Genomic DNA, 26982 nt, shown 5'->3' on the forward strand with positions numbered 1-26982 from the left:
ATTATATATTTGTAAGTGAAAGGTAGTCTAAACAGGACTACCTTTTGATTTATATTAGCTGGAAATTAACCTAATATTTCTAGCAATGACTTTTAAATTTTTCATTTCTGATCGTGGATTGGCAAAAGAATCTATTCATTTAAAAATTGAAAATCAATCGGGTCAGCCGCTCTTCAATTTCAAAACTCCGCTGAGAATCTGCCAGGAAGATTGGGACAGTAAAAAACAACGTCCCAATAATATTTACCTGAAGTGCTATAAAAAAATTAATACTAAGCTGGATGCTCTGAAAATACGGTTAGCAGAGTGTATTGAAGAAGATCAGTCTAAGGGAAAACTTTCTTCACAAAGATATCTGTTCAAAGAAATAAAAAATCTCTGCAGTAAAGAGAAAGAGGATTATCCAAAAGATTCACTGCTTTGTTTTATCAATATGTATATTTCCTCAAAACAAGAATACATTTGCCAGTCAACTTATAAAAGATATAAAGTATTTTTTAACTTTATTGAGAGGTTTGAAGGTTTTACAGCTAAGAGACTGTACGTAAATAGTATGGATGGAGATTTTATCAGAAGATTTATTTCTTTTGGAAAGGAAGAGGCTTACAGTGAGAACACTATATACAGAACTATTCATTTTATTAAAACAATTCTAAACTTCGCTGAAAGAAAGGGTATAAGAACTGCTGTCAGGGAATTGGATATAAGACGGGAGAGGCAAAACAGAATCGTCATAAATCTTACTGAAAAGGAAGTGATGAAAATAGACAAGGTTAAAGTCCCAAGGGAGCTGCAGGCTGCCAAAGACTGGCTTCTTATAAGTTGCTATACCGGTCAGAGAGTCTCAGATTTTATGAAATTTAATTCAGATCAAATGAAGAAAGTGAATGACCGGGTGTGTATTTCTTTCATCCAGCAAAAAACAAAAAAAGAGATCCTGCTGCCCATACATCCAGTTGTTTTAGAAATTATTAAACGGTATAAAAATAATTTCCCCCCAAAACTTTCCGCTACGAAATACAATAACCATATTAAACAAATTGGCCGGATTGCTCAGCTCAATGAGTCTGTAAATGCGGTAAAACGTGTAGGGCACAGGGTAAAAAAATTAATAGTTGAAAAATGGGAAGCACTCACCAGTCATATTGGGCGGAGAAGTTTTGCAACCAACTTTTATGGGAAAATTCCCACTCCTTTACTAATGCAGGCAACCGGACATACTACAGAGCAGATGTTTATGAAATATATTAATCCTGTTGATGAAAGCCATACTATCAGTTTGGGTAACTATTTTGACAAAACATATAAGGAAAGTTATTTTGGAGGCATGGCCGCCAGTTAACTCAATAATTGGAGGAAGCAATCTTCTTTAATTTAATATTTACAGCAATCTAATCAACGTTTTACTTGCAGACGGTTTAACATGTCTTATTGATTACTGATTTTTCAATATTATCATTTCTGGTTCACAGGTGTATATAAATTGAGAAGAATAAAACTATAACCCCACATGAAGTTTCATGCTGGGGACTGACAGGCTATCTTATTTTTTTAACCACTCTTAAGCCTTTTTCAAAACCTTCTTTTTCTTATCTATTCACGAGGCTTTCATTGTCATATAATTAGATTCTGGTAATAAATTTTAACATTAAAAAAACAAAATCTTTTCGTTACTACGAAAAACTAGTGATTTTATATGATTTCTGTTGTTCAATTTTATATCACCAACAATCATAAAAATCACAGTTATGAATATCGAAAGAACAGAATTTATAGCCTGGATGGAGAGAATCATGGAAAGATTTGACCTACTGAAAGAGCAAATGATTAAGAACCAGTCCAGATTTATAGAAATAGACGGGGAACAGCTTCTGGATAACCAGGATGTTTTACAGCTTTTAAAAATAAGTTCCCGATCATTACAGCGGTACCGGACTGATAAAAAGCTGCCTTATTATACCATCAGCGGAAAGCTGTACTATAAGCTTTCGGATGTCCATCAATTGATCAGAGAATGTTTGAACTCTTGATAGTAACAAGACATCCACAGCCAAATTATTCATCACCATTCCAATCTTCAGGATTTTCTTAATTGAGCCCATACCTTGGTTCCATTAAATGAAATACAATGGAAAATGAATTGATAACCCCTCAGGAATCCAATGAACTCAAACCGGCAACAGATACACTCCTTGTTCTGAACATTCATACCAATCAGATTGAGATGGTTAAAGGAATTGATAAAGAAGGTAATCTTCAAAAAGTTCCTCCACAAGAAAAAAAGGATAATGAGCCGCTGATCAGAGTAGATAAGCACGGTGATCTATTCTCTAACTTCTTTTCCAATTTTTATCGGCAGCTTAAAAATCCCACGCATTTCAACTTTTTTAAAGTTTCAGAATATGATGCTGTTAATACCGCTAAGGATCTTCAAAAATATGTTGATCAGGCATCACCTGAAGAAAAAGAAAAGCTGAAAGACTATGAAGTTTTACCTCAACACAACAACAATCCAAAAAATAAAAATACAATGGACAACAACACCGACAATCAGGAGTACCGTTTTCAGCCGGAACAGATCGACTGGAAAACGATGGAAAAATTCGGACTTAATCAGGAGAAGCTTGAAAAAATGAATGCCATGGATGCATTACTCAGAGGTTTTAAAACCAATACACTAATTCCCATCACTATTAATCTGGGAACGGCGGTCAGTAAGATGGATGTCCGATTATCTCTTCAAACAGGAGATACAGGACAGGTTGCCGTTCATCTGCATGGAATCCGAAAAGAGCCCAGTCTCAATAATAAATTTCTGGGTCATCAGTTCAGTGATGAAGACAAAAAGAACCTTAGAGAAACCGGGAATATGGGCAGGGTAGTAGATTTGGTCAATCCTAAAACAGATGAAATTATTCCATCTGTCATCAGCCGTGACCGTTTAACCAATGAACTGGTTGCCCATCGGGCAGAGTATATGAAAATTCCTGATGAAATCAAAGGAATACAGCTTGATGAACATCAGAAACAAACCCTACTGGAAGGAAGACCATTGTATCTTGAAGGCATGACCTCTAAAAAAGGTGAACTTTTCGATGCCACCGTACAATTCAATGCGGATAAGCGGTATGTGGAATTTCTGTTCAATAATAATCAGACACCGCAACAAAGACAACAACACAATCAACAGCAAACTCAATCTACGGATCAAGAAGCACCCAAAGTATTCAGGGGAAAAGAACTGGATGATTCACAGTATGAAAAATTCAAAGCTGGGCAAACCGTGTACGTTGACGGTCTTACCGATGCTAAAGGTAAAGCCTATCAAGGTTATATTACCTTCAACAAAGAGACTTCCAAAACCGACTTTTCATTCACTCATCCTAATAAACTTAAAGAAGAGGCAAAGCCTACAGAAGATCATAAGACCCAAACTGCGGTTAACACCCAAGGTAAAACCAATGAAGCTACTAAAAATGTGAAGGAGCCTTTAGAATCAAAACAGCAGCACCCTGCCAATAAACAGCAGGAAGACCAGCAAAAAAAGGTTAGAAAGCCAAGAGGATCCAAACTATAATAACTATCTAAATCCATCATATGAAAGCAATCATCGCAGAAAAACCGAGTGTCGCAAGAGAAATCGCACAATTATTAGGAGCCCATGAAAAAAAAGATAATTATCTATCCGGTAACGGATACTGTGTCACTTGGGCATTGGGACATCTGATCGCATTAGGAATGCCGGAAGATTATGGTATAAGAGGCTTTAACAAAGCCTCTTTGCCTATCTTTCCCAACCCTTTTATTCTAACTCCCAAAAAACTAAAGAAACCCAACGGCTATGAGCCTGATCCTTCCGCTTTAAAACAACTCAACACCATACAACAAGTCATCAAGCAATGTAGCAGTATTATTGTCGCCACAGATGCAGGAAGGGAAGGAGAGCTGATCTTCCGTTATATCTATCATTACCTACAATGCAACAAACCTTTTGAAAGACTCTGGATCAGTTCCCTGACAGAAAAAGCAATACAGGATGGTTTTAAAAATCTTCAGCCAGGCGATGCCTTTGACGGTTTGTATCAAGCAGCTAAAGCCAGAAGTGAAGCGGACTGGCTGGTAGGAATCAATGCGACTCAGGCATTAACCATCGCAGGAAACCAAGATGTTTATTCATTAGGCAGAGTACAAACACCAACCCTTGCTATAATCTGTCAAAGATTCCTACAAAATCAAAACTTCACCAAGCAAAAGTACTTTCAAATCCAGCTGAGCCACAGAAAAGAATATACAGATTTTACCAGCCTTTCGTTATTACATTGGGAAGAAAAAAAGCAGGCAGAACAAATCCAAAAATCCATAGAGCGGGAGGGTAGAGCTATTGTAGAAGATGTATCTGTTAAAACAGTACAGGAGCAATCTCCATTACTTTTCGACCTCACGGAATTACAGAAAGAAGCCAACAGGAAACTGGGGCTTTCTGCTGATGAGGTTTTACAAACAGCCCAAAGCCTCTATGAGAAACAGTTCATCACTTACCCCAGAACCGGCAGCAAGTATATTCCTGAAGATGTATGGAGTGATATTCCTGAGCTGGTCAGAATACTGAATCAGACCGAACCCTTCAAAGCAGCCATAACCCATCTAAAATTTGGAAACTTCAACAAGAGAATAGTCAATGATCTAAAAGTTACCGATCATCACGGATTACTCATAACCACTAAAACACCTTCTGCACTTTGCACTACGGAAAAAGCCATTTACGAGATGATTGCTTACCGATTATTGGAATCCCTATCCCACACCTGTACAAAGCAAGTCACCCAAATCCAGATAAAAGTCCATCATTATGAATTCCAGATCAAAGGCTCTACAATCCTAGAGAAAGGCTGGAGAGCCATCAAAGGAATTCTATCTGACAATGAAAACTCCGATAATAAAAATGAAGTCCTTACTGAACTTCCGGAATTCAAAACCGGAGATGAGCTCAAAATCTCAAAAACAGAACTACTAGAAAAAACTACGCAACCTCCCAAACTTTTCACAGAAGCTGACCTTTTATCAGCGATGGAAAATGCGGGTAGATCTATTGAAAATAAAGAAGAACAAAAAGCCCTCTCCAATATCGGCATCGGAACCCCGGCTACCAGAGCTTCTATTATTGAAACGCTGCTCAGCAGAAACTATATTTTCAGGAAAAGCAAAACTCTACATCCCACCGATAAAGGCTTACAGGTTTTCAACCTTGTCAAAGACAAAAAAATAGCCAATGTCCAAATGACCGCAGAGTGGGAAATAGCATTGGATAGAATTGAAAAAGGTGAACTCAATAAAACTCAATTCATCAATGACATCCAACACTATACAACTGAAATCACCAACGAACTCTTATCACTCCATATTCCCCAAGAAAACACCCCACAATTGAAATGCCCTAAATGTCAACAGCATCATCTTATTATCAAAGATAAAATCGTAAAATGTCCCGATGAGAAGTGCAACTGGATTTTCTTCAGAACTATATGCGGAATACAACTCAGTAGTAAAGATCTTACTTTACTATTAACTCAAAACAAAACATCATTAATCAAAAATATGAAGAGTAAAAACGGTAAAAATTTTGATGCATTTATAATTTTAAAAGGAGATTTTGGAACTTCATTTCTGTTTCTTAAGTAAAAAGAATCATTTCAGAATTCAAAAAGACAACTCCACCAAATAAAGACCTCCTATTCCATAGGAGGTATAAAAACTTATTAAAATATACTTTTTTAGCAAAAATATAATACGACATATTTTGTCGTTTTGCCGATATATCTTTGTCTTATTCAAGAATGTTAATAAATTTCCTTTGAGCGAAACTTTTAAAATCTTTAATTTTGCAGGCATTAAAAACATAACCATGAACAATAATTATACTATACAGTTTGTGTATTTCTAATATACACGATTATAAATCACTATTCATTAACGTTAATTACAATTTAAGCATGAAAAAACTCTACATGGGTGCATTATTCTTATGTACTATGGGGATATTTGCTCAGGAGGTACTCTGGCAGAAAGACATAAAGTCCAATTCACAGGATTTTTTAAGCCAGGTTACTACTACCATTGATGGGCAATACCTTATTACAGGAAGCAGTATCCAAACGGATAAACTCCAACAAAACAGCAAGCAAAACAATGGTTATGACTTTCGCCTGATAAAATTGAATCAGCAGGGAGAACAGGTTTTCGAGAAATATTTATCAGGAAATAATCACGACTATTTATCTTCAACTGTCACTACCCAGGACGGTGGTTTTGTGATTTCTGGGACGTCATATTCACAAAAAGGACTTGATAAAAAAGAAAATTCTAAGGGAGGCTCAGACATTTGGCTCATTCGGATCAATGAATTTGGTGATGAATTGTGGCAGAAAACATTAGGTACCTCTTCGAATGAAGAAGCTAAAGCAGTTATCCAGACTATAGATCAGGGATTCTTTGTTGCGGGGAATGTACAAAATTCCTCTAAAGGTTATGGTTTTAAGGACGTCTGGATTGTAAGACTCGACAAAGATGGGAAAATATTATCTGAACAAACATTGGGAGGACGCGGACTTGATGAAGTTGAAAAGATGATCCCAACGAAAGACGGCGGGGCATTGATGGGAATTTACTCCAGAAGTGGAGTTGTAAGTGGAGATAAGACGGGTAAACAGACGGAAAACTTTGGTGAGGGCGACTACTGGATTGTGAAACTAGACAAGAACGGAAAAGTAGAATGGGAGAAAAACTTTGGAGGAAAAGATGATGATCATATCAGAACGTTAGCCTTGACATCAAATGGCTTTATCATTGGTGGTGAATCCAGATCAGAAAGGTCAGGAAACAAAACTGTCGGATTAGAAGAGGGTACAGACTTATGGTTGATTTCTTTAAATGAAAAAGGTGATGAGCAGTGGCAGAAATCTTACAATTTCAAAAATAGAGACATTCTGATGAGTATGAGTGTTCTTCATTCAACAGATGATAAATCTTCTAAGGGAATCTTACTAGGTGGCTATACTCAGGCTGAGGGAAGAATAGAAACTGATGATGAAACCTTCTGGATGCTGTATCTTGATCAGAATGGAAATGAGCAGTGGAGAAAACACGTGGGTGGAGAATCCAGAAAGAAGGAAGAAAGACTTTCAGATTTAAAGCTCAACAGAGATGGTTCTATTATTCTGGCAGGAACCAGTGCAGAAGAGCTGGGTAAAGAAAACTGGAAGATTGTAAAATTAGGAGACAAGCAAGTAACTGAGCTTCTTCCTCAATATGATATCAAGATTTATCCAAACCCTGTATCTGATTATGCTTATGTAGAAATCGGTTTCGATTTTAAGAATGCAGATATTTGGTTGTATGATATGAGTGGAAGACAGCTTCAAAATATAAAAACTAAGAACAGAGTGACAAAAATCAATACCCAGGCTTTGGTTCAGGGAGCATATTTGGTGACTATAAAAACTGATACGAATAAAACGGCGAATGCAAAGTTAATTAAGAAATAAGAATGAAAAAGATATTTTTACTAATGGCATTGCCATTGATATCCAATGTTTCGATATGGGCACAAACATTACAACTACCCAAAAATATACAATCTCCTAATGCTGCTTCTCTAGGAAAGTATGGTGATATCCCAATGGATCTCTCCTCTGGGAGAGCTAATGTGAACATACCTTTATATTCCCTAAATGAAAATGGTATTCCATTAGATATAAGTGTAAGCTATGATACAGGTGGGGTGAGAGTAGGGGATACTCCGGGATGGGTTGGACAAAACTGGACATTCAATGCAGGCGGTGTGATTGCGAGAGTGGTTAAAGGAACTTCATTTGACGAAAAATACACCAATGATGTTCCCATGGGTTCCAGCCAGTGGGGAATAGCAAGCGGTTATTATTACTATACTCCAGCACTTAACGGGAGCCAGTGGAATAGTGTTAGTAATATGACAACGGTCATAAAAAATGGAGGGGCAACCAATGCTGATTTTCCAGCAGCAGATCTGGAACCTGATATTTTTATTTTCAATTTCATGGGACATGTTGGGAAGTTCTTTTTAGGCTCTGATGGAGTATGGAAAGTATCATCCAAAGATAATATGAAGGTGGAGATCAATATGAATGATAAGATTACCCCAATGAACTTTCCTGCTACCAATAATTTCAATCAAAGGCCATTTTTAAAGGTTCTTGGTAAAATTACAATGATTGATGATCAGGGCAATAAATATATATTTGGAGGTATACAGGATAATATAGAATATACCATTCCCGATTTTTATAATCAACTGGTTAATCCGGTTATTGCAAATGCCTGGTATCTGTCAGAAGTGTATGATAAAGAAGGAACAAAGATTTATTCCTTTGAATATGAAAGAGGTGACTATATGGCATCTTTTTATAATACGAATTCGTTTAGCGGATATAGTAAACAGTTTGATGGTAATATATTCGTCCCGGGGGTGGGGTGTAGTGGTGGAAGCAGCATAAGCAATCAGGTCGTTGCTGCTGGACAACTTATCGTTCCTACCTATTTGAAATCCATTACGACAAAATCTTCAACAACGATCAATTTTGCATCATCAGTTACCAATTCATTGAAATACAGATATAATAATGGAGATCCTACTCTGGATAATGCTTTCTCTAATGTCTTAAGCTATCTGGCTGGTTTTGCTTTACCGGGAGATCATGAAAATGCGATGTTCTATTATATCAAAAGATTACAGAATGGAGTTACCCCAAATCCCAACGTAACATCAGGACACTTTGACTCGTATATCAATGCATTGAAATGGAGGAAATTAGATGGTTTTGTAGCAAGAGACAGCCAAAATAATGTCTTAAAACAGGTTTCTTTCAGTTATAATAATATTCCCACTGAGAGATTGAAGCTGGAAAAACTGACTGTTGACAATCAATTTAATCATAGCTTTGAATACAATAACTTTAATCAGCTTCCAGGTCTGCTTTCGACTAATGTAGACCATTTCGGATATTACAAGTCTACTCCTTTTTCTCTGGATTATAATTCGCCAACAATTCATGAACCTTCAAGGGAAACAGATCCTGCAAAAGTATATTTTGGAACATTATCAAAAATTACGTATCCTTTGAAAGGCTATACCATGTTTGAATATGAGCCTCATACGTATTCCAAGTATCTTGATTCAAACAGCAGTCTGGTTTCTGGAAGTGGAATTATCGGAGGGGTAAGGATAAAGAAAATGTCTGATTTTAGTGATTCACAAAATAAGATTGTAAAAGAGTACAGTTACACCGTTGATGCGAATTCCTCAATATCTTCTGGAATACTTCTTCAAAAAAATGTATATTGCGTAAAGAATTTTCTTATCCCTACTGAAAATGGTATTCCTTACTATCAAACCCAGTTCAGTATAGGATCTGTAGTACAGCTTTCCAACTTGATGGGACCCCAGATTGAGTATTCAACAGTGGTTGAAAAAACAGAGAATAATGGATATACAGTTAATAATTTTACTAATTATTCAGACTTTCCAAATTTACCCAATAGTGGAAAACTAGGCCAGAATAATTCCATTTTTGATCCCCATACGGAGTTTGGCTATAAAAGAGGTCTTCCGAAAGAGAAGAAGTATTATAACTCAGCTAATAGTCTTTTAAAAGAAGAAATTTTCACTTATAGTGAAACCTCTCCTCAAGCAGCAAGAGGCCTAAGTGGTAAATTTTTTCTTGCTTGTCCAGGATCTAATGGGCAGACTCTGGAATATGTTATTGCCGGAACCGCTTATGAATTATATTATTCTGACTTTAACCTGACTTCAAAAAAGACCAGGACTTATGGAAGTGGAGGGCAGTTTTTTGAGAAATCCGAAAGCAATAATTTTATAGATTATGGAAACTTTGGAGATAATTTCCTGAAGAGTAAATCATATGTAGATACTAATGGAAAATCAATATCGGATAATTATCTATATTCTTTTGATAAAAATGGTACTGATCCATATACTGCCATGGTCAGTCGACGAGAATACCCTGTTGTGGAAGCCAGTAAACTTGCCAACCAGGAGCTGTTAAACAAAACGAAGACAGACTACGCACTTGTATCTACTGTAGCTGCCAATGGAACTGCTGTGGCTTCCCGAATATTTCCTCAAAAAGTATCGGAAGCTAAGGGCAATAATGCACTTGACGAAAAGTTGATCGTTGATAAATATGATACTGACGGACATATTTTAAAGGCACACCTACCAACTGGAAACTATACCTACTATTATTATGGTTACGATAATAAATATCCGATATTGAAGATAGAAGGTGTTGAAATTACAGATGAAAGTACTGTTTTAGGATATTTGGCAACACTTAAGCCTCTGCTTAATGTAATTTCACCTGATTATACCCAAATACTTCAGCAACAAGCAAATATCATCAACGCTCTGCCTAATCATCTTTGTACGCTGTACACTTATAAGAATGAGTTTGGGGTTAGCAGTATTATGAATTCATCAGGTGTGATTGAATATTATAACTATGATAATATTGGACGATTGATGAATGTAAAGGATCAGAATGGAAAACTTGTAAAGAGTTATACTTATGAAATTAAAAACTGATAATCTGATGAAATCAACATATAAAATTGTATTATTGATACTTGTCTTTAGTACCTCAATAATCAAAGCTCAATTTTCGAATTATTCTAAATCTTACAATTGGAATCTGCTTACCACCTACTCCAATGGTGGTGGTGGTGGGGTAACATTGAGTATCACCAATAATGTGCTTAGTCTTAGTTTCAGTGCTGGCTTTACGGAAACCACTTTAAAACAAGGTAAAATAGCACCAACTGATTATGCGGGAACGCTTCCCAATACAGAAATTCCTATTCCGGCAGGAAATTTTTTTGCTGGTAAAGGGTACCGGTTTTTCATTGTGGATAATCAACTGGCCATTTATCATACCAGTCCTGTTTCTTTAACAGGGTTTTCGGGAACTATATCTGTGAATTTAACGACTCCGGTTTCCATCCCTACAGATATTTCAACATATCTTTCTAACTGGACTTCACAGAATAAGGTAATGTCGGTAAGTTATCTTACAGACCTGGGAGATTCCGGGAAGAAAAAGACTTCCATTGTGTACTATGATGGTTTGGGAAGGGAGTTGCAGAGCGTTGCCAAGGAAGCAACACCTTTAGGGAAGGATTTGGTGACTCTTTTTGAATATGATAACTTTGGTAGGAAATCGAAAGATTTTTTACCTGTTCCGACTGCACAAAATAATGGTCTTTTGGTTGATGCTGCGGTGTTGTCAGGTTTAGCATCATCTTTTTATAATGGTGAGCCTGCATTCTCAGAAAAAGTCTTTGAAGCCTCTCCGTTAAACAGAGTTTTGATGCAGTCAGCACCTGGAACAGTTTGGCAGAAAAACAGTGGACATGAAATAAAATTTACTGATGATGTAAATTTGACATCTGACGAAGTAAAAAAATATAATGTTGAACTGACATTTACTCAGGATATTTATAATCCTAAATTATTATTCAGTTCCAATTATAACGCAGGAAACTTAATAAAAAAAGTGACCAAGGATGAAAATTGGACCCCTACAAGTGGAAACAACAATACATCAGAAGAATTCATTAATAATGAGGGAAAAACTATCTTACAAAGAAAATATGTAGATGGAAAGAAAGCTGACACCTATTATGTTTACGATATTTATGGAAACCTTACTTATGTGATACCTCCTCTAGCTTCAGATGAAGTTAAAAGCTTGGCCACCGGTTTATTTCCTGATGTAACTCTTGATAATTTGTGTTATCAATACAAATATGATAAGAAGAACAGATTGGTAGAAAAAAGGGTTCCAGGGAAAGGATGGGAATATATGATCTATAATAAGGCCGATCAATTGGTGATGAGCCAGGATGCGAATCTTAAAGCTCAGGGTAAATGGCTTGTAACCAAATATGATCAGTTTGGAAGAGTTGCATTTACAGCTATAACCAATAATACGGGTACAAGACAATCTCTACAGACCACTATCACAGGATCTGCTTATACCTTTGAGATAAGAAGTGCCAACTCCTTTACCGTAAGTGCAATGCCAATTTATTATACAAATAGGGCGCTTCCGGGAAGTCTGGCACAGGTATTAAGCATTAATTATTATGATTCCTATCCTGCAGGATATACTTTTAATCCTGCTTTTCCAACGGATATTTTAGGAGAGCCTACACTAAATGCTATTCCTAGCGCAGAAGGGTTAAGTACAAAAAGTCTACCTGTCCTTAGCTTAGTAAAGAATATTGATGACGATAGCTGGTCGAAAGATTATACCTATTATGATAAAAAAGGAAGAGTAATTGGAAATCATTCTATCAATCATCTGGGGGGGTATACCCATATTGAATCCAAACTTGATTTTGCAGGGGTTACGAAGCAGACTGTAACAAAGCATAAACGATTAGATACTGATACTGAAAGAGTCATCACAGAAATGTTTGAATATGATAACCAAAACAGGTTATTGGTACAAAAACATCAGGTAGATAGCAACCCAACAGAGATTTTAGCCCAAAATACCTATAACGAAATTTCTCAGATTACCAATAAAAAAGTAGGTGGGACGGATCTTGCGAATCCATTACAATCTGTAGATTTCCAATACAATGTTAGAGGGTGGCTGACCAAGATCAATGATCCATCGGCTTTGAATGGGAAACTATTTGGGTATGAGGTCAGATATAACAATCCTGTGTATACCAACTTGTCTTCGGGAAGATATAATGGAAATATTACAGAAGTAGATTGGAGAAACGCTTCAGAGGGTGCTCTGAAAAGGTACTCTTATACTTATGATCCTCTTAACAGGCTGAAAGATGCCATCTATTCAGAACCAGGAGCTACTAACCCTTATAATAATAATTTCAATGAAAATCTGACTTATGATTTAAATGGAAATATTATGACCTTGAAAAGGAATGCTTATCCTGTATCAGGAACTACAGCAACTCAGGTAGATGATCTTGAGTATAAATACACAGGAAATCGTCTGAATCAGGTGGTAGAAAACTCACCCAATCCATCAGGATATGAAGGCGGAAACAATATTATTGGCTATGACCTCAATGGAAATATGACCGATATGAAGGATAAGGGAATCCAATCCATTGTTTATAATCATATGAATCTGGCTGCTTCAATTAGTATGCAGTTTACTAATCCTGTTGGAAATATAAGCACAACCAATATAAGTCATTTGTATCGTGCTGATGGAGTGAAACTTCGTAAAACATATAGTCAGCAAGCTCATATGGGGCTACCAACAATTCGCATGACGGATTATTTGGATGGGTTTCAATATTCATATGAAGATGATGGTGGGATCTGCATCACATGTAAAACAGAAACAGCCTATGAAGAGCAGGCTTATTCAACATTTAAACCTGTATTTCCTCCTAGTGCAGCTTGGAAGTTAGATTTTGTAGATACTTCGGAAGGGTTTTACAGTTTTGCAGAAAACCGTTATATTTACAGTTATAAGGATCATTTAGGGAATGTAAGAGTAAGTTTTGGAAAGAATAATGCCGGGGTAGTTCAGACAATGGATGTTAATAATTATTATCCATTTGGGTTAAACCATATTGGAGGATCAAATTATTCAAACTTTGGAAGCTATTATAACTATAAGTTTGGAGGAAAGGAAATGCAGGAAACAGGCTGGCATGATTTCGGGGCGAGAATGTATCTGTCTGACCTTGGTAGATGGGGTGTAGTTGATCCACTTGCTGAAGTTTCGAGAAAATGGACACCATATCATTACGCCTATAATAATCCTATACACTTTATTGATCCAGATGGAATGTTATCTGTTAGTTCTTTACAAGAAATGTGGGATAATACTTCAGGTTCCAGTACTTGGACAAACAATGGAAATGGTACTTTTGAAGGTGGTGAGGACGACCCTAAAAAGAAAAATGCAAGAAAGGCAGGATCTATACCCGCGGGTATGACTGAAGAGGACGCACTTAAGGAAATTATCACTATTGATGGAAAGAAGTATCATAAAAATACTACTAATGTTGGAAGTGTAGCTTTAAATTGGTTGAATGGGTTAGCAGGAGGTGATGATGATTATTTTGTAGAACATAAAGAATATAATCCAGTACTAGATAATGAACTTAAAACCGGAGCAGAAGTAGGATCATACTTTATTGGCGGAGTAGGTGGAAAAGCAGGAACAAGAATTTTGACTGAAAAATTATTCGTACATAATTTAAAAAAAATAGGCTTTAAAGAATTACAAGTTGTAGTAAAAGGTTATTCTACTGAAATGAACGTTTTTTTCAAATCTGGAGGGAAAGAAATGGTTAGTAAAAAAGCTTTACAAGCCTACAAAGAATTGGCCACGAGGATAATTAATGGGACTGGAGGAGCTCCCGCTGGTAAAGCTACTGAAACAGCTCTTAAAGTTCAAGTTCAAAGACTAGAAATGATTAATAAAGCCTTAAAATAATATGGAAGATAAAGAAGAAAAGCGATTGATTTTATTTAGAGATCATTTTGAACATGAAGGGGTAGATAATTTTACAACCGCCAATAATTTTCAAATACAAGAATTTGAAAATAACAATAAGGTATTAATACCTTCAGATCTCAAGCAATATTTTATGTTAATAAATGGTAGTAATGGTAGTCCATTAGATAATTTATATGAATTTTATAGTATTGAAAGGATCAATACTGTATTTAATGAATTTAAAGATTGGGACGGAATACCAGAATATCATAGATTGGATTTTCAAAAACTTAAGAATGTCTTTATTTTTGGAAATTATGAATTCAATCTTTACTCTTTTGGAATAGAACTATTTGATACTTTACCTTCGACAAATCGCATTTTTACTTTTTGTGGAGAAGAATATAAAGTAGTTGCTAATAGTTTTGAAGATTTTACAGATATTTATCTTAACAATCAAGAAGAGATTTTCATATAAATATTATTCTGCATTTTGTTGTGCAAATTAGTAAAAATAAACCCCTCGCTTCAGAGGGGTTTATTTTTTTATAACTATTTATTTGTTTAAAAGTTTGAAATATTATCAACATTAAGTTGCTACCTTTTTTAGGACACGATTCTTATACCCTTTGCCTTTAATAATATGAAAAAGATCTGAAAAATTACAGTTTAGAGTTTAAGGTGTTACATCTTAAAAAAGGTGGTAGGTATGACGGATAAGATATGAATTTACCAAAGAAAGGTTTTCAATAGTCTCTTACATCTTACGATTGCAGCTTTCTTAAAGCTTTGATCAGCTTCTCTTTCTCCCCACTTCCCGTCGTAGAAAATCTTACTAAAGGAATCTTATACTTATCTAAAATCTCATTCTTCATACGATCTCTTTCGGCTTGTCGACTTTCCAGTTTATGGTATTCATATCCATCCACTTCTATGGCTAATACAGGATTTTTTCCCAACTTGTTATAAATCAGAAAATCAAGATGTGTGGCATGATGTCTAGCATATTTTTCTTCTTCAGGATTTAATCTGGAAAAATCCAATAGTAAATTTCTTAATGGATAATGGATAATAACACCAAATTTTGAAAATTGATCGTTGGACAATACTTCCCTGATTAACGCATACATTAGATTCTCACTGTCGAAAACAGATTTCTTTTTTTGTTCCGATAAAAGCGCTCTTCTTTTTTCTTCATATCCTTTGTACAGATAATCAAAAATTGAATGTATCTCACTGTTAATGGTCTTGAAATTGTTGTAATCAATATAACGGATCAGATCTGAGATGTTATTGTCATTTTCATTTTCATTCACCAATAAAATCAGCTGATCTTTAGCTCTGGAAATGGCTACATTCAGGCGGTTCGGGTTGTCGGTGAATTGTGAGATTTCATTATCTACTGTAGAGAGAATGATTACATCATTTTCTCTTCCCTGAAATTTATCTACCGTATCGGCTTTGATATCTGTTCCCTGAAAGGTTCTTTGCAGTGCTAAGGTTTGACTACGGTATGGTGTAACAATTCCCAAATTCACACACTCCAGCTTTTGCTGTGGAATGATTTCCTGGATAATTACATCAATCTGTCGCTGATTCTCTCTTTGCCGGGCATGATTGCCTTCAGTTGTTTTGTAGACTAATAAAGGCTCTCTTTCTGTCTGTCCTTCCGAAAGAATGATCAACTGATCGTTATAAAACTTACGGTTACAAAAATCAATGATTTTAGGGTGACAGCGATAATGTTCCTTTAACAGTGTTTTAGGTACCTTCGGAAATATTTCTGTCACGGAAGAAAGCAGGCTATGACTGGAATAACGATAAGGTTCCGGTATATCATAGTTCTTAAAGATCTGATCGGTATTTTCTGCTGTTTCAGAATCCACGACATTGGGAAGCTGTTTTAAATCTCCCACAATGACGGCCTGTTTTGCGCAGGATAATGCGAGTACACCCGTTGCAAGATCCACCTGCGAAGATTCATCAACAATCACATAATCGTAGACCACATTTTCAGCAAGGCTTCTTCTTAATGAGTAGGTCGTACTCATAATGATAGGGTAATCTTTAATAAATCCCTCTGATTTAAAACGAAGATCCCATTCGGTATATTCTGAGCGTTTTTCTCCTTTATATTTTTGGTAGAGTTTGTTTTTAAACAGCTGCATCGATCCTTCCGTATATTCTTTCATTTTATCATGGAAGGAAAAATGCTGTAACGTATTTTGCAGCTCCTGCTTTCTGAGACTAAGCTCTGAAATTTTTACCTCATAGTATTTTGACTGGACAATTCTGATCATTTCTTCATACGATAAGGTATAAAAAATCTTATCTCTCACCCCGTACAGAAAAGGGAATATCAGTTTGCGCCACCAGTAAAATCTCTTACCTGCTTTCTCATAGTCTTCCAATGTTATCCATAAAGAAAGCAACTGATCGGAGCTGACATTCTTTTTAAAACAGATTTCAGTTGCCAAAGCGATATCATCCGTAAAATGCTGATGCTCTGTTTGTATTTTATCTATTTCCAGGGCAAGCAAAGCTAATTCATTCTTTACTTCCAACTTTTCTGCAAGTTCAATAAAAAGAAAGGAAGTAGACTGTATAAGAGATTGTTCCTGTTCTTCCTTTAATCTAAAATCTGATAGATCAGGTATTTCAGTCTGAGCATCGATAAATTCTTTTTTATTCTGACTGCTTCCTAGCAATGCCGCTATAAAAGAAACCCCATTGCTCTCCAATTTCTCAAAAACATTTTTTGTTGCCGAATTATTGCTTGAAACAACAGCCACACTCTGATTATTCATCACTGCATTGGCAATAATATTTAGAATAGTCTGGGTCTTTCCTGTTCCCGGAGGACCTTCAATAACACTTAAAGGATTTGAAAACGCATTGTCAACTCCCATTCTCTGACTCAAATTAAAACCAAAAGGAAAGATGTCAATAGGAGAGGCGTGGTTATTTTTACTAGGTTCTTTCTCATTAAGATAATTGTAAAGAATAGAAGTCTCAGGAATAAAACGGATACTCCCATAGCTATTAGCAAGAATATTATTGCCTTCCTCGGTCTTCAAGCCAACGCTTTCTGCAATCGCCTTCAGATAAGAAAAATATTTCCTGCTCTCTCACTTTGAATAGCAGATCTCACCATCTTAATTCTATGTTGAGGATAAGAATAGGCTTTACCACTACTTTTATATACCACTACACACTTATTACCCTCAAAAGAATAAGATTCTATTTCATCGGTCTTGTCTTTGTTGTCTATGTAAATAGCTTGTGATTTAAGATTTTTGAGCCTGTTTGTGTACATTGGTTATTAATTATTAACAAATATAGTGATCGGTTACCGAATAGAAGTTTGCTTAAAATAAGCTGTCAACTAAATTGGAATAAAAAAAAGAAGCAAAGTAATGAAACTTTGCTTCTAATTTCTGTGCTGACCAGGTCTAGACCTGCAGTGTTGGATAACATTTTCTAAACGGCCTAAGCGCATTCTTGTATAGGCTCTCACAAACACTGGTTTCCAACCAGCGCAACGTAAACAGTGTACTGTCATAATTAATGGATTTTAAATTAAAGATTATAACCTAAATCTCTATGACCTGTCTACGTTTACAAATATATTTTAATTTTATAAAAACTCAAAAAAATCTTACTTTACTTATTTTAAATTTTTTATACTCTTGTAAAGATCTATTAAATGATAAACCGACATATCAACTAAAGGTTCATACATAAAAGAATTTATATGGATGTTTTCAGGTGTCATCAAATTTACTCTATCGATAGTTCCTAGATTGGTACTGGTAGGGTATCTCTTTTTATACATATTCGATAGAATTCTTGTTTGAACGGATTTTAGTTTTATCAAATCTACATTTGGTAACTTTGATATCATATACTGTTCGGTTTTTAATCTACATGCGATTGCTAGTGTAATCTTATTTTCCAATAAAATTTCTAAAATCTCTTTTTCCTCAATCAAAGAATCTGCAGTTAAAAAGATAAAATCTTGGATTTTGATTGTTTTCTCAAACTCCAATTCGCAACTTTTAAGTCTAGTAATTCTATTTTTATAAATATTAAAAACATCTTCAATTGTTATATCCTTGGAATCTGGTTTTTCATGGAGACAGCTAGTTAACTTTTTATAATCATCTGTGTTTTTTGAATCACAATAATCTATGATATTACGAACAAACGGAATGAGGCTAATAAATGTTTTTGGGTCATTATAATTATTTAAAAATTCTTTGAACAAATCCTCTTTATATACCCACTCAATAATATGAATTTTTCTATTTTCATCTTTCGATGTCATGTAGCATTGTTGTCCAATACCCAGACGGGAAGCAATTGTTCTGTAAAAATCAAAATTATGTGTTAAAATAAGTGATTTAAAATTTTCGGAATAATGGAGGTCTGCTATATATTCGATTATTGCATATTTATTTTTATAATCAAAAGAATCGGCGATATCGTCAAAAATTATTAAAGTATTGTCATCATTATTTTTTCTTGATTCTATCTCGAATAAAAATTGTAATATGAAATAAGCTCTTGTTTCTCCTTTGCTTAAAACTTTTAGGAGGTTATCTTTACTCTGTCTTTTAGGATCTTCATTTTTATCTTTAAAAACAAACTCTAGATTAGCTGTTTCACGTTTCAAAATAACATCATGTAGATTGCCTAATTTAACCTCGAACGGAACGTAAAATCTATCATTAAACTTTTTAATTATATCTTTCCACAATTCTTGTTCTTTTTTTGATTCTGTAATAATAGTATCAAGTTCTTTCTTTTTCTCTTCATATTTTTTAGATAAAATTTCAGCATCTTCTTTTACTTCAGACATGAAGCTAGTCCAAACTTTCTTTTTGAAACCATCATAGTCTTTTAAACTGACCAGTATTGAGTTGTCCTTTTCAATCACTTGTTTAAACAACCTTAAATCTACATTAGCTCCAATTGCTTTGTCTACTTTATTAAAGGATTCTTTAAGTTTTTCGTCTGCAATTATTCGAGCGAGTTCTGCATTATAAATTTCTTTTAGCTGCAATGATTCTGTAATCACTGTTCCATCTTCTAAAACAAATTTATGACCAGCATCAAAATAGGAATTATCCTCTATTGATTTAATAATTTCATTTGCTTGGTAGGTTCCAAATGTATTTTCACCGGTCAGTTTAAACAGTTTGGAATTTGATAGGATTTGATTGTAGTTTTCTACATAATCATCTAATAAATCTTCATTTTTATCCAAGAATTTTTTCACATTTCCCTTAGTGTCAAACACTGCGTTGTATCTAAAGGTGATTTTATCAGAACTTTCATTAAGTTGCTTGGTATGAGAAGTAAGTACCTCAAAAAAATCTTTATTAGAATTATTACTATAAGTCCCAACATATTCAACTTCGCAATCATTGCTTTTTGAAATGGCTTTAAGTTTTTTTAGTAGTTCACTTTTGGCATCATCAAGTTCACTATATATTTTATCATATTTTTCCTTTAGCTCTTTTCGAGCTATAAATGATGTTATTTTATGAGTTGCGTCGTAAGAACTATCTTCTGCATTAATTACTAAAATTGAATCTGGAATTAGCTCTTCATCATCAAATGTAATATTGGACTTTGACCTTTTGTTATAAACTAAATCTTTTGGTTGATCTTTTTTGTCATTTTTGGAAATTAAAGCAAACGTCTTAGCAAATGATGTCTTCATTGTTCCGTTTGGAGCATAAATAAGGTACGAATTAACCTTACTAAAATCAAATTCATGTTTTAATTTTCCTATACCGAAGCAATTTTCAAAATCTAATTTTAAAATTTTCATGGTTTTTTATTTAAAAAAATATCAGTTCCAATAATAAGATTTATTTCGATAATAAATGTACGTGAAACCATAATATGGAATTTTTTTGAAAAATTGCATAAAACTTTCATCTACGCAAAATCATCGCGTAGTATAGTTCTAATTTCGTATTATGATAATTAGAAAGTGTAATAGATAACTCATTTTTTTTTAAATATTCGAATTATCTGGTAATGTGCACTTGCTTAATTACTGAAAGTAAAATTATAACAAATTAAAATTTTCTATCATGAAAAAAAATCAACACGTCGTGCCGCATCAAGGAAAGTGGGCAGTAAAAGGAGCAGGCAATCAAAAGAATACCGTAATTACAAATACGCAGAAAGAAGCTATTGATAAAGCAAGGAATATTGCTATTAATCAAGAATCTGAGCTTTTTATTCATGGAAAAGGTGGCCAGATCAGAGCTAAAAATAGTTATGGTAATGATCCAAGTGATGTAAAAGGCTAATTATCAAAAATGAATGAAATCAAGTTATCAGTGACGTTTTTCCACTGTTGGTGAAAAGCAAATTTAAAAATTAATTAGATATGAGTTAAATATATATATTAAAAGTAGATGATGAACAAAAATTTAGAGAAAATAACAATTTAATAAAATAACAAAATGGAAACATTTAATACTTATTTTACAAAGTTGAGAAATAAAGATATCGACTTTGTAGACATCCCTTTAGGGGAAGATTTAGAGGCATTTATTTGCCCATTCTTAATTGAAAATAATAAACATAGTAATCCTGTTTCTCTTGAAGTCTATGAAAGAGTACATCAGTTTTTAATAAAACTTAACAGAGATTTTATTAAGCCAAACAAGAGAAATGAAGGAATAGAATTTCTTTCTCATCTGCACGAACCAAACGAATATCATTTAGGATATTCCGATAGAAACAAAGGCAAAGCAGTTTCAGATGTAAGAGCAGAAGTAATTTATGATGCTTTGAGAAACAACTCATTGGCAAAACAAAATATTGCAATTACAAACGAAGCGCATTTTGTCTTACTACTTGTAAAAGGCATTGGTCAAGATATTATGTCAGATATTATCGCAAATGTTTGTAGAGATATTTTTGCTGAATTAACTTTGAAAATATGTAAAAAGCATAAAGTTTCTACAATTTCAGCTAAGATTGAGTTCTATAATGCCATTACTACAAAGTGGGAAAAAAAATCTGCTGATTTACCAAATTTTGCAGGTAAATCAATCATATTATTACCAAAATTTATTATTAGTGGGGGAAGAGCCTATTCGAATTTATATAATTGGTTTATAGCAAGAAATTATCTTGCTTTTGAAATTCTAAATAGGAAAAAACCGCTTTCTTCAGATGGTAAGTTTATCTTCAAATTGAAAAACGGTACAAGAAAAGCAATTGTAAAGAAAATTTATCAAGCATACAGAAAACCGAAAGATGAATTAATCGAGTTTGTCAAAAAATTCAATGGCTCATTAGATGAATTTGTTTGGTATGCCAAAGAGCATTATCCTGAACTTAATTTAGATGATTTAAGATAGAATATTGATTAAATAATTGCGGTCACAAGCCGCAATTATTATTTTTACAGAGTGCTTTTTTATTATACATTAGCTTTTTTATCCAACCAATTTAAGAAATCTTCTTTGTGAAAATTTGGCGATGATATTTTGCAAATCATAAATAATATATGAACTATTTCTTGTTGGAATTGCCGAAGCTCACTATTATCAATATATAATCTAATAGATTTGTGTGTCATTTTATGTCTAATTTCATACATATTATCTAAAACTAATCTAAAATTATTTTTAAGTTTGTGATTTGAGTCGAATCTGAAATCTAATAGACGTCTTTTACTTTTGATCTCCATTTTAAAATTTTCATCCTCTTTAAGAAATATACTTTCAATAATCATAATAAGTTTTGAAATTCTCAAATGCAAATCTTCTTCGGCAATGCATTTTGAATAAAATGAAATTGAGTTTGCAATCAAAATACTCTTTTCATCTTTTTTGTTAATCAAATTTCCAAATTCTTCAAATAGTTCTGACCAACTTTCTATCATTTCTGAAGTGTACTTTAATTCGTGCTCCCTGTTAATTCCGATATGATAAGTGAACTTTGAAATATCATTATCTTTAAATGATAGATATTCGTAATCAAAAGGAATCCTACTTTCTAATTCTAGAAAACATCTTTCGGAAGGAATCGTAACGGTTGGGCTTGTTAATTTTAATACATCAACAACATACGAAGCATTTTTTATTGCTAAGCTAATGGCTAACTTACTTTCTGCTTCGATATCAACAGAAACTAATACTTTTCCTAAAAACTTCCCAAATGATTTACTAAAAGTTGACTTTTCTAATTCTCCTGATAGTTTATTTTCATAGAATTCGTCCAGATATTGTTTTGTAAAGTATGTAATCTTTGCATTTCCAATATAAAATTCTTTTTCAATTTCCATATTAAGTATTGGAAAATAGAAAGTTTGATTTTGTACGTCCTTTGATATATTCCGAAATAAATAAGTCATTAAGTTTTCAGTTACTTTTCCGTTGATATGAACATCAACAATCCACAAAAGTATTTTCTCTTTTAAATAATCAACAGAAACTCTTTCTTTAAAATTATCTAAAGAAATGAACTGGTAAACATATTTATAAAATTCCTTGTAATCTTTTTCTAAAAATCCAAATTCTCTACCTTTTACTAATATAAATATTTTTTTATCACTTAAATCGGAAAAATTTTGTCGTGAAATAATTGGTGACTCGACAATTTTATCACTAAGATCAATAAATCCTTTTTCCGCTGAAGAACCTTTTAGTTGTATATCCGATAGATTATTAAATTTTTTTTCAATTTTATTTTCAATTATTTTTGGTACAAAATTGAAAACTTCATTTTGAAGTTGATCTTCGTTCATTTCAGTGATGTTTTATAAAGATAAAGTTATTTACAGGTACGGTCCTAACTATCTCCAGCATTGCATTGTTTCCCTCGTTTTGCCAATAAATTAGTAGTTTTATTTATTCTCAGTTATAGTAATTTCCAAATTATACTTCTCAAAAGATAGAATTAAATCTGCTAATGTCTCGTTTATCAAAATTTGAAGGTCTATATAATTTTTCATTATATGTTTTATTATTTTAATATAAATTGCACATTGAAATTCAACAGTGTTTTCACGAGTATTTGATTCATTAAATGCTTTAATGAATTTAATTCTGTCTTCTTCGGGAAATTCGTTTAAGATTTCAATGTCAAAATCAACATCGAAGTTTTTCATTTCCATTCCTAAATGAATGAATTGATTTCTTATTTTGTAAACCCAATCAAATGCAAGTGGATAGAAATTATAAAACTCCTCTTTGTTAACATTGTTCAGTAATTTTAGATTTTTAAAAAATTTCAAATATAATTTTGCAATTTCTCTCATCTTAAAAAATTCTCCAAAGAATGATTGAAACAAGAACTCACTTCTTATTACAGGTTCTCCTTTTAATGTATTTTTGTCATTTTTTATGTCTTCTAAATCAGATAAAATTAAATTGACAGTTTTTATAAATTTGTTTACATCAGCAACCCAAAAGAGTATGTTAGCTCTCGATATTCCAGGAAAACTGTTATTAAATATTTCACTCATTTCTTCCTCCGTGAATTTTGCTCCTCTATCTATTGTTTTTTGATGTATGGATTTAGCAAATTCAAGGAACCCATCAGCAAGTTTTTCTGGCGGGTGCATTATTTCGAATGTTTGGTTCAATGCGTACAGTTTTAAAATTACGATTAACTTTCAAAAAATAAAGTCATTTGGATTTAAAATTCTATCTTAGTGTTGCATATTTTTCCTGCATGAATTCCGATTATTAGTTTTTAAATGTTCTTAAATTTACACAAAAGTTCTATTATTTCTCATTTAGCAAGAATTTCGCAGAGAATTCATCCATTTGTTGTTCGTGAGATTTTATTTGATTTACAATTGTACTTATCTTCTCATTATGTAACGTTAAAGTCTCATTAAGGAGCGTTTTCCGTAGTATCAGATCCTTTTCAAAACAGCTTATCAATTCGGAATGGACACTATTCTTATGTATTGGTGCTGCGACAGATTTTAACTTTGTTATTGTATCGTTTAAATATGAAATACGGGAAGACAAGTTTTCTTGAATCTTTAATAGCTTTTGTATAACATCAGCTTCATTGCTGATCTCGGTCTCGTTATGAATTGCTTCAGGCCTTCCTTCAATCATTATTTTTTTTATTTTTCTTTTCCAGTTTTCTGTTAAAAACAATGATTGAAAAGATTTTAGGTCAATTAGAATATCAGCTAACAGATCTTCATGAAGTCTACGCAGATTTTCCAAATCCATATTTGAAATAGATCTATTATGAGCTTCTTCTCTTCTTAATTTATTAAAATTATCCATCAAACTTTCAAACTGGCTGGAACTATGAAAATAAGATTTGAATAATTCGTAGTTGCTTAAAATTATATCTTTCACTTGATATATAAATGTGTAGTCAATAAGAATATCTCCATTAGTACAATCTACAGCAAAGTTGTTAAGATAGATCTTCTTGACATCTCTTGCTGTCTTATTGTCTATTGCGGTCTCCCACCATTCATTTCCAAACTTGTCTTTAAGTTTAATCTTGACGATTTCCCTCAGTCCATTTTCAATTTCAGAAATTATCTGCTTTGCCTGACCAAGGCGAAAATCTGCCGTGTTTTCTTGAAAAAAGGCTGTTGTAAGCCATTCTATTGACCCTCCTTTTCCAATCAATTCCGCTTTGGCTTTACTTGATAAAGCATAGAGAATTTCAATATCATCCTCATCATAAGCTCTGATAGCATAGTTCTTCAGATTAATATTCTCATATTGATTGTTTCTGAAAAAACTATTAAAGCAGCCAAGAATAGGAGCCATCTCAAACTTTATATCATATGAATTTTCTGAAACTGGATAAAAATCACAACAAAGTGTATCTTCGTTGAGAAGATAAACATCTTTAATACTTATCTCTTTGCAATCACTATTAAAAAAATGGAGCGTTTTAAGCGTTCCTTTTATCATTGATGTCAAATTCTCTATTGTTATCATTTATGAAAAGTTATAAAATTAAAATTTGTTCATGTTTTTGAGGTAATGTTTTAAGGTATTCATCAGGGATTTGCCTGTTTCATAATACAAAGTAAACTAACAACTACGCGTTTATTTTGCGTAGTTGTTGTGAGTTTATATTTATACCATAAAAAGTTACTTGATTAAATCTTTATTACAAATGCTACTATATTAACATACTTTTATAATAGGCGACAATAAATGTAATTTTGCGATACTTAAAAGAAATTTGGACATCGTCCGAGAGTTTCAGTTCGAAATTAGCATGTGATAGGTGAGCTATTTCGCAAATTTTAAATTATTTGATCCGGCAAGTAATCTCCATAAACCTAATTACCATTTGCCATTTCCGCTTCAAGATCAATTTGTGCATATAAATCTGATGCTGCATTTTCCAATCCCTGTGATATTAAATTTATTTCGTCTCTTAATGATGTATATATCTCCAAACTCTTTGAAATATCACTATTTGACATTGATTTTGCTTTTTTCTCAATAGCTTCTATTCTGGATAGTTTTTTCTTTTTCCAAGTATTTTTATATTCTTCCTCTAATGATTTACGGGAGTTATCTTTTTCTTTTTTGTCCTCTATTTCATTTATTTCCCTAAGCTTTTCAGCATGCAACGTTTTAAAATAATAGTAATAGATATACTCATTAAATCCCCAGTTCTCTGCATAAGGAAAATAATCCGCAAATTCATTTTTCAAAAACTTGTAATTGTTTCGAGCAGCCCTCATTTTTTCAAGGATAAATTTTCGCAAGAGATTTGACGGTTTTAAGGTTCTTTTATCAATGAAATCAAAATATTGATTCAAGAATTTTGTCCAATCTTCCGGACTGTTACTCATTAAATTTTTATATTTATATGGGTCTATGATTGTCCCGGTATGTGCTGTAAATCGACTTGTATTTTTCCAATGAGGCTGCTTTTTGGTTATAATGTCTTTCAAAACTTTTATTGAAATGGCAACAAATAGTTTCTCTTCTTTTATACTATGGTATAAATTGTTTCTCACATCATGACAAAATGCTAATAAATATTTTTCCTGCTCATTAATAATACCTTCACTAACTGCAAATTTGAGGAGCTCGTCGTAATGATTTAATACTCGTCTTCTATATTTTTCAGTATATTTTTTTTCTTGAAATTTCGATAACTCAGTGTCCAATAAAAATTTTTGCTTGGCTATTGAGTTTAATTGTATCTCCACAAAATTATCTAAAAATATTCCAGCAAGTCTCTGATATCTAAATTCTTTTGACTTTCCAAACCTTGCTGCTTCAGCTAATTGTGTTTTCAGTAATATAACTTTTTCCATTTAAAACTTAAAAATCATTTAAATTCAATTTACAAAATTTTAAACTTTTCACCATGAAGAATAATTAAACAGAGCTAAATTGATAATTATCTTACAAGCAATTCATTGCCTCCTCCTGCGATGCGATAAAAA

At 33.3% G+C, this 26982-nt stretch carries 16 protein-coding genes; 10 read left to right on the forward strand and 6 right to left on the reverse strand.

All coding sequences use genetic code 11. From position 1 onward, the window contains the following. The first annotated feature begins 85 nt into the window (after window positions 1–85). The 8 genes from ACLI50_RS01280 to ACLI50_RS01315 all read left to right on the forward strand — a co-directional run bounded on the left by ACLI50_RS01280 (window position 86) and on the right by ACLI50_RS01315 (window position 15024). The gene (locus tag ACLI50_RS01280; protein WP_411412973.1) at window positions 86–1342 is read left to right on the forward strand and encodes a tyrosine-type recombinase/integrase; all 1257 of its coding nucleotides are present in this window, start codon (window positions 86–88) and stop codon (window positions 1340–1342) included. A gap of 406 nt (window positions 1343–1748) precedes the next feature. Next, on the forward strand, window positions 1749–2030 hold the full coding sequence (locus ACLI50_RS01285) for a helix-turn-helix domain-containing protein (RefSeq protein WP_209785568.1): 282 nt from the start codon (window positions 1749–1751) through the stop codon (window positions 2028–2030). Between the two features lie 98 nt (window positions 2031–2128). Beyond that, window positions 2129–3577, forward strand: coding sequence for a DUF3945 domain-containing protein (locus ACLI50_RS01290; RefSeq protein ID WP_411412974.1), 1449 nt, complete (start codon window positions 2129–2131; stop codon window positions 3575–3577). A gap of 20 nt (window positions 3578–3597) precedes the next feature. Next, window positions 3598–5679: a type IA DNA topoisomerase gene (locus tag ACLI50_RS01295; RefSeq protein WP_411412975.1), complete on the forward strand. Its 2082-nt coding sequence runs from the start codon at window positions 3598–3600 to the stop codon at window positions 5677–5679. Window positions 5680–5990: 311 nt separating this feature from the next. After that, window positions 5991–7541: a T9SS type A sorting domain-containing protein gene (locus tag ACLI50_RS01300; RefSeq protein WP_411412976.1), complete on the forward strand. Its 1551-nt coding sequence runs from the start codon at window positions 5991–5993 to the stop codon at window positions 7539–7541. 2 nt (window positions 7542–7543) lie between these two features. Beyond that, on the forward strand, window positions 7544–10636 hold the full coding sequence (locus tag ACLI50_RS01305) for a hypothetical protein (RefSeq protein WP_411412977.1): 3093 nt from the start codon (window positions 7544–7546) through the stop codon (window positions 10634–10636). After that, complete coding sequence (locus ACLI50_RS01310) at window positions 10620–14543, forward strand: DUF6443 domain-containing protein (protein WP_411412978.1); 3924 nt, start codon at window positions 10620–10622, stop codon at window positions 14541–14543. The genes ACLI50_RS01305 and ACLI50_RS01310 overlap by 17 nt, the downstream gene beginning before the upstream one ends. Window position 14544: 1 nt before the next feature. After that, entirely contained in the window at window positions 14545–15024 is a 480-nt protein-coding gene (locus tag ACLI50_RS01315) for an SMI1/KNR4 family protein (RefSeq protein ID WP_411412979.1), read from the forward strand. A gap of 286 nt (window positions 15025–15310) precedes the next feature. Here the strand turns inward: ACLI50_RS01315 and ACLI50_RS01320 are convergent, their stop codons facing one another. Further along, window positions 15311–17623, reverse strand: coding sequence for an AAA domain-containing protein (locus ACLI50_RS01320; protein WP_411412980.1), 2313 nt, complete (start codon window positions 17621–17623; stop codon window positions 15311–15313). A 590-nt stretch (window positions 17624–18213) separates the two neighbouring features. After that, complete coding sequence (locus ACLI50_RS01325; protein WP_411412981.1) at window positions 18214–20385, reverse strand: hypothetical protein; 2172 nt, start codon at window positions 20383–20385, stop codon at window positions 18214–18216. Between the two features lie 268 nt (window positions 20386–20653). Here ACLI50_RS01325 and ACLI50_RS01330 point away from each other — a divergent pair, with 268 nt between their 5' ends. Both ACLI50_RS01330 and ACLI50_RS01335 read left to right on the forward strand, forming a co-directional pair. Beyond that, window positions 20654–20875: a DUF2188 domain-containing protein gene (locus ACLI50_RS01330; protein WP_202269548.1), complete on the forward strand. Its 222-nt coding sequence runs from the start codon at window positions 20654–20656 to the stop codon at window positions 20873–20875. 156 nt (window positions 20876–21031) lie between these two features. Next, complete coding sequence (locus ACLI50_RS01335) at window positions 21032–21937, forward strand: DUF8370 family protein (protein ID WP_411412982.1); 906 nt, start codon at window positions 21032–21034, stop codon at window positions 21935–21937. Between the two features lie 62 nt (window positions 21938–21999). On the opposite strand, the gene ACLI50_RS01340 is transcribed toward ACLI50_RS01335, so the two are convergent. The 4 genes from ACLI50_RS01340 to ACLI50_RS01355 form a co-directional block, all read right to left on the reverse strand. Then, window positions 22000–23328 carry a hypothetical protein gene (locus tag ACLI50_RS01340; protein ID WP_411412983.1) on the reverse strand — a complete coding sequence of 443 codons (1329 nt, stop codon included), beginning with the start codon at window positions 23326–23328 and terminating at the stop codon, window positions 22000–22002. A 99-nt stretch (window positions 23329–23427) separates the two neighbouring features. Further along, window positions 23428–24168 (reverse strand): hypothetical protein, encoded by a 741-nt coding sequence (locus ACLI50_RS01345; protein ID WP_411412984.1) that lies wholly within the window; start codon window positions 24166–24168, stop codon window positions 23428–23430. Window positions 24169–24310: 142 nt separating this feature from the next. Beyond that, window positions 24311–25507, reverse strand: coding sequence for a hypothetical protein (locus ACLI50_RS01350; RefSeq protein WP_411412985.1), 1197 nt, complete (start codon window positions 25505–25507; stop codon window positions 24311–24313). 350 nt (window positions 25508–25857) lie between these two features. After that, a complete protein-coding gene (locus ACLI50_RS01355; RefSeq protein ID WP_411412986.1) occupies window positions 25858–26850 on the reverse strand; it encodes a hypothetical protein in 993 nt (330 codons plus the stop codon). Between the last annotated feature and the right edge of the window lie 132 nt (window positions 26851–26982).

This window comes from Chryseobacterium cupriresistens, assembly GCF_046614675.1.
Classification (GTDB): Bacteria; Bacteroidota; Bacteroidia; order Flavobacteriales; family Weeksellaceae; genus Chryseobacterium; species Chryseobacterium cupriresistens.

Coding starts and splice junctions, on each gene's coding strand:
- ACLI50_RS01340 (WP_411412983.1), bottom strand. CDS start 23,328: ATGAACGAAGATCAACTTCAAAATGAAGTTTTCAATTTTGTACCAAAA.
- ACLI50_RS01280 (WP_411412973.1), top strand. CDS start 86: ATGACTTTTAAATTTTTCATTTCTGATCGTGGATTGGCAAAAGAATCT.
- ACLI50_RS01295 (WP_411412975.1), top strand. CDS start 3,598: ATGAAAGCAATCATCGCAGAAAAACCGAGTGTCGCAAGAGAAATCGCA.
- ACLI50_RS01335 (WP_411412982.1), top strand. CDS start 21,032: ATGGAAACATTTAATACTTATTTTACAAAGTTGAGAAATAAAGATATC.
- ACLI50_RS01300 (WP_411412976.1), top strand. CDS start 5,991: ATGAAAAAACTCTACATGGGTGCATTATTCTTATGTACTATGGGGATA.
- ACLI50_RS01305 (WP_411412977.1), top strand. CDS start 7,544: ATGAAAAAGATATTTTTACTAATGGCATTGCCATTGATATCCAATGTT.
- ACLI50_RS01330 (WP_202269548.1), top strand. CDS start 20,654: ATGAAAAAAAATCAACACGTCGTGCCGCATCAAGGAAAGTGGGCAGTA.
- ACLI50_RS01350 (WP_411412985.1), bottom strand. CDS start 25,507: ATGATAACAATAGAGAATTTGACATCAATGATAAAAGGAACGCTTAAA.
- ACLI50_RS01310 (WP_411412978.1), top strand. CDS start 10,620: ATGAAATTAAAAACTGATAATCTGATGAAATCAACATATAAAATTGTA.
- ACLI50_RS01325 (WP_411412981.1), bottom strand. CDS start 20,385: ATGAAAATTTTAAAATTAGATTTTGAAAATTGCTTCGGTATAGGAAAA.
- ACLI50_RS01355 (WP_411412986.1), bottom strand. CDS start 26,850: ATGGAAAAAGTTATATTACTGAAAACACAATTAGCTGAAGCAGCAAGG.
- ACLI50_RS01315 (WP_411412979.1), top strand. CDS start 14,545: ATGGAAGATAAAGAAGAAAAGCGATTGATTTTATTTAGAGATCATTTT.
- ACLI50_RS01290 (WP_411412974.1), top strand. CDS start 2,129: ATGGAAAATGAATTGATAACCCCTCAGGAATCCAATGAACTCAAACCG.
- ACLI50_RS01285 (WP_209785568.1), top strand. CDS start 1,749: ATGAATATCGAAAGAACAGAATTTATAGCCTGGATGGAGAGAATCATG.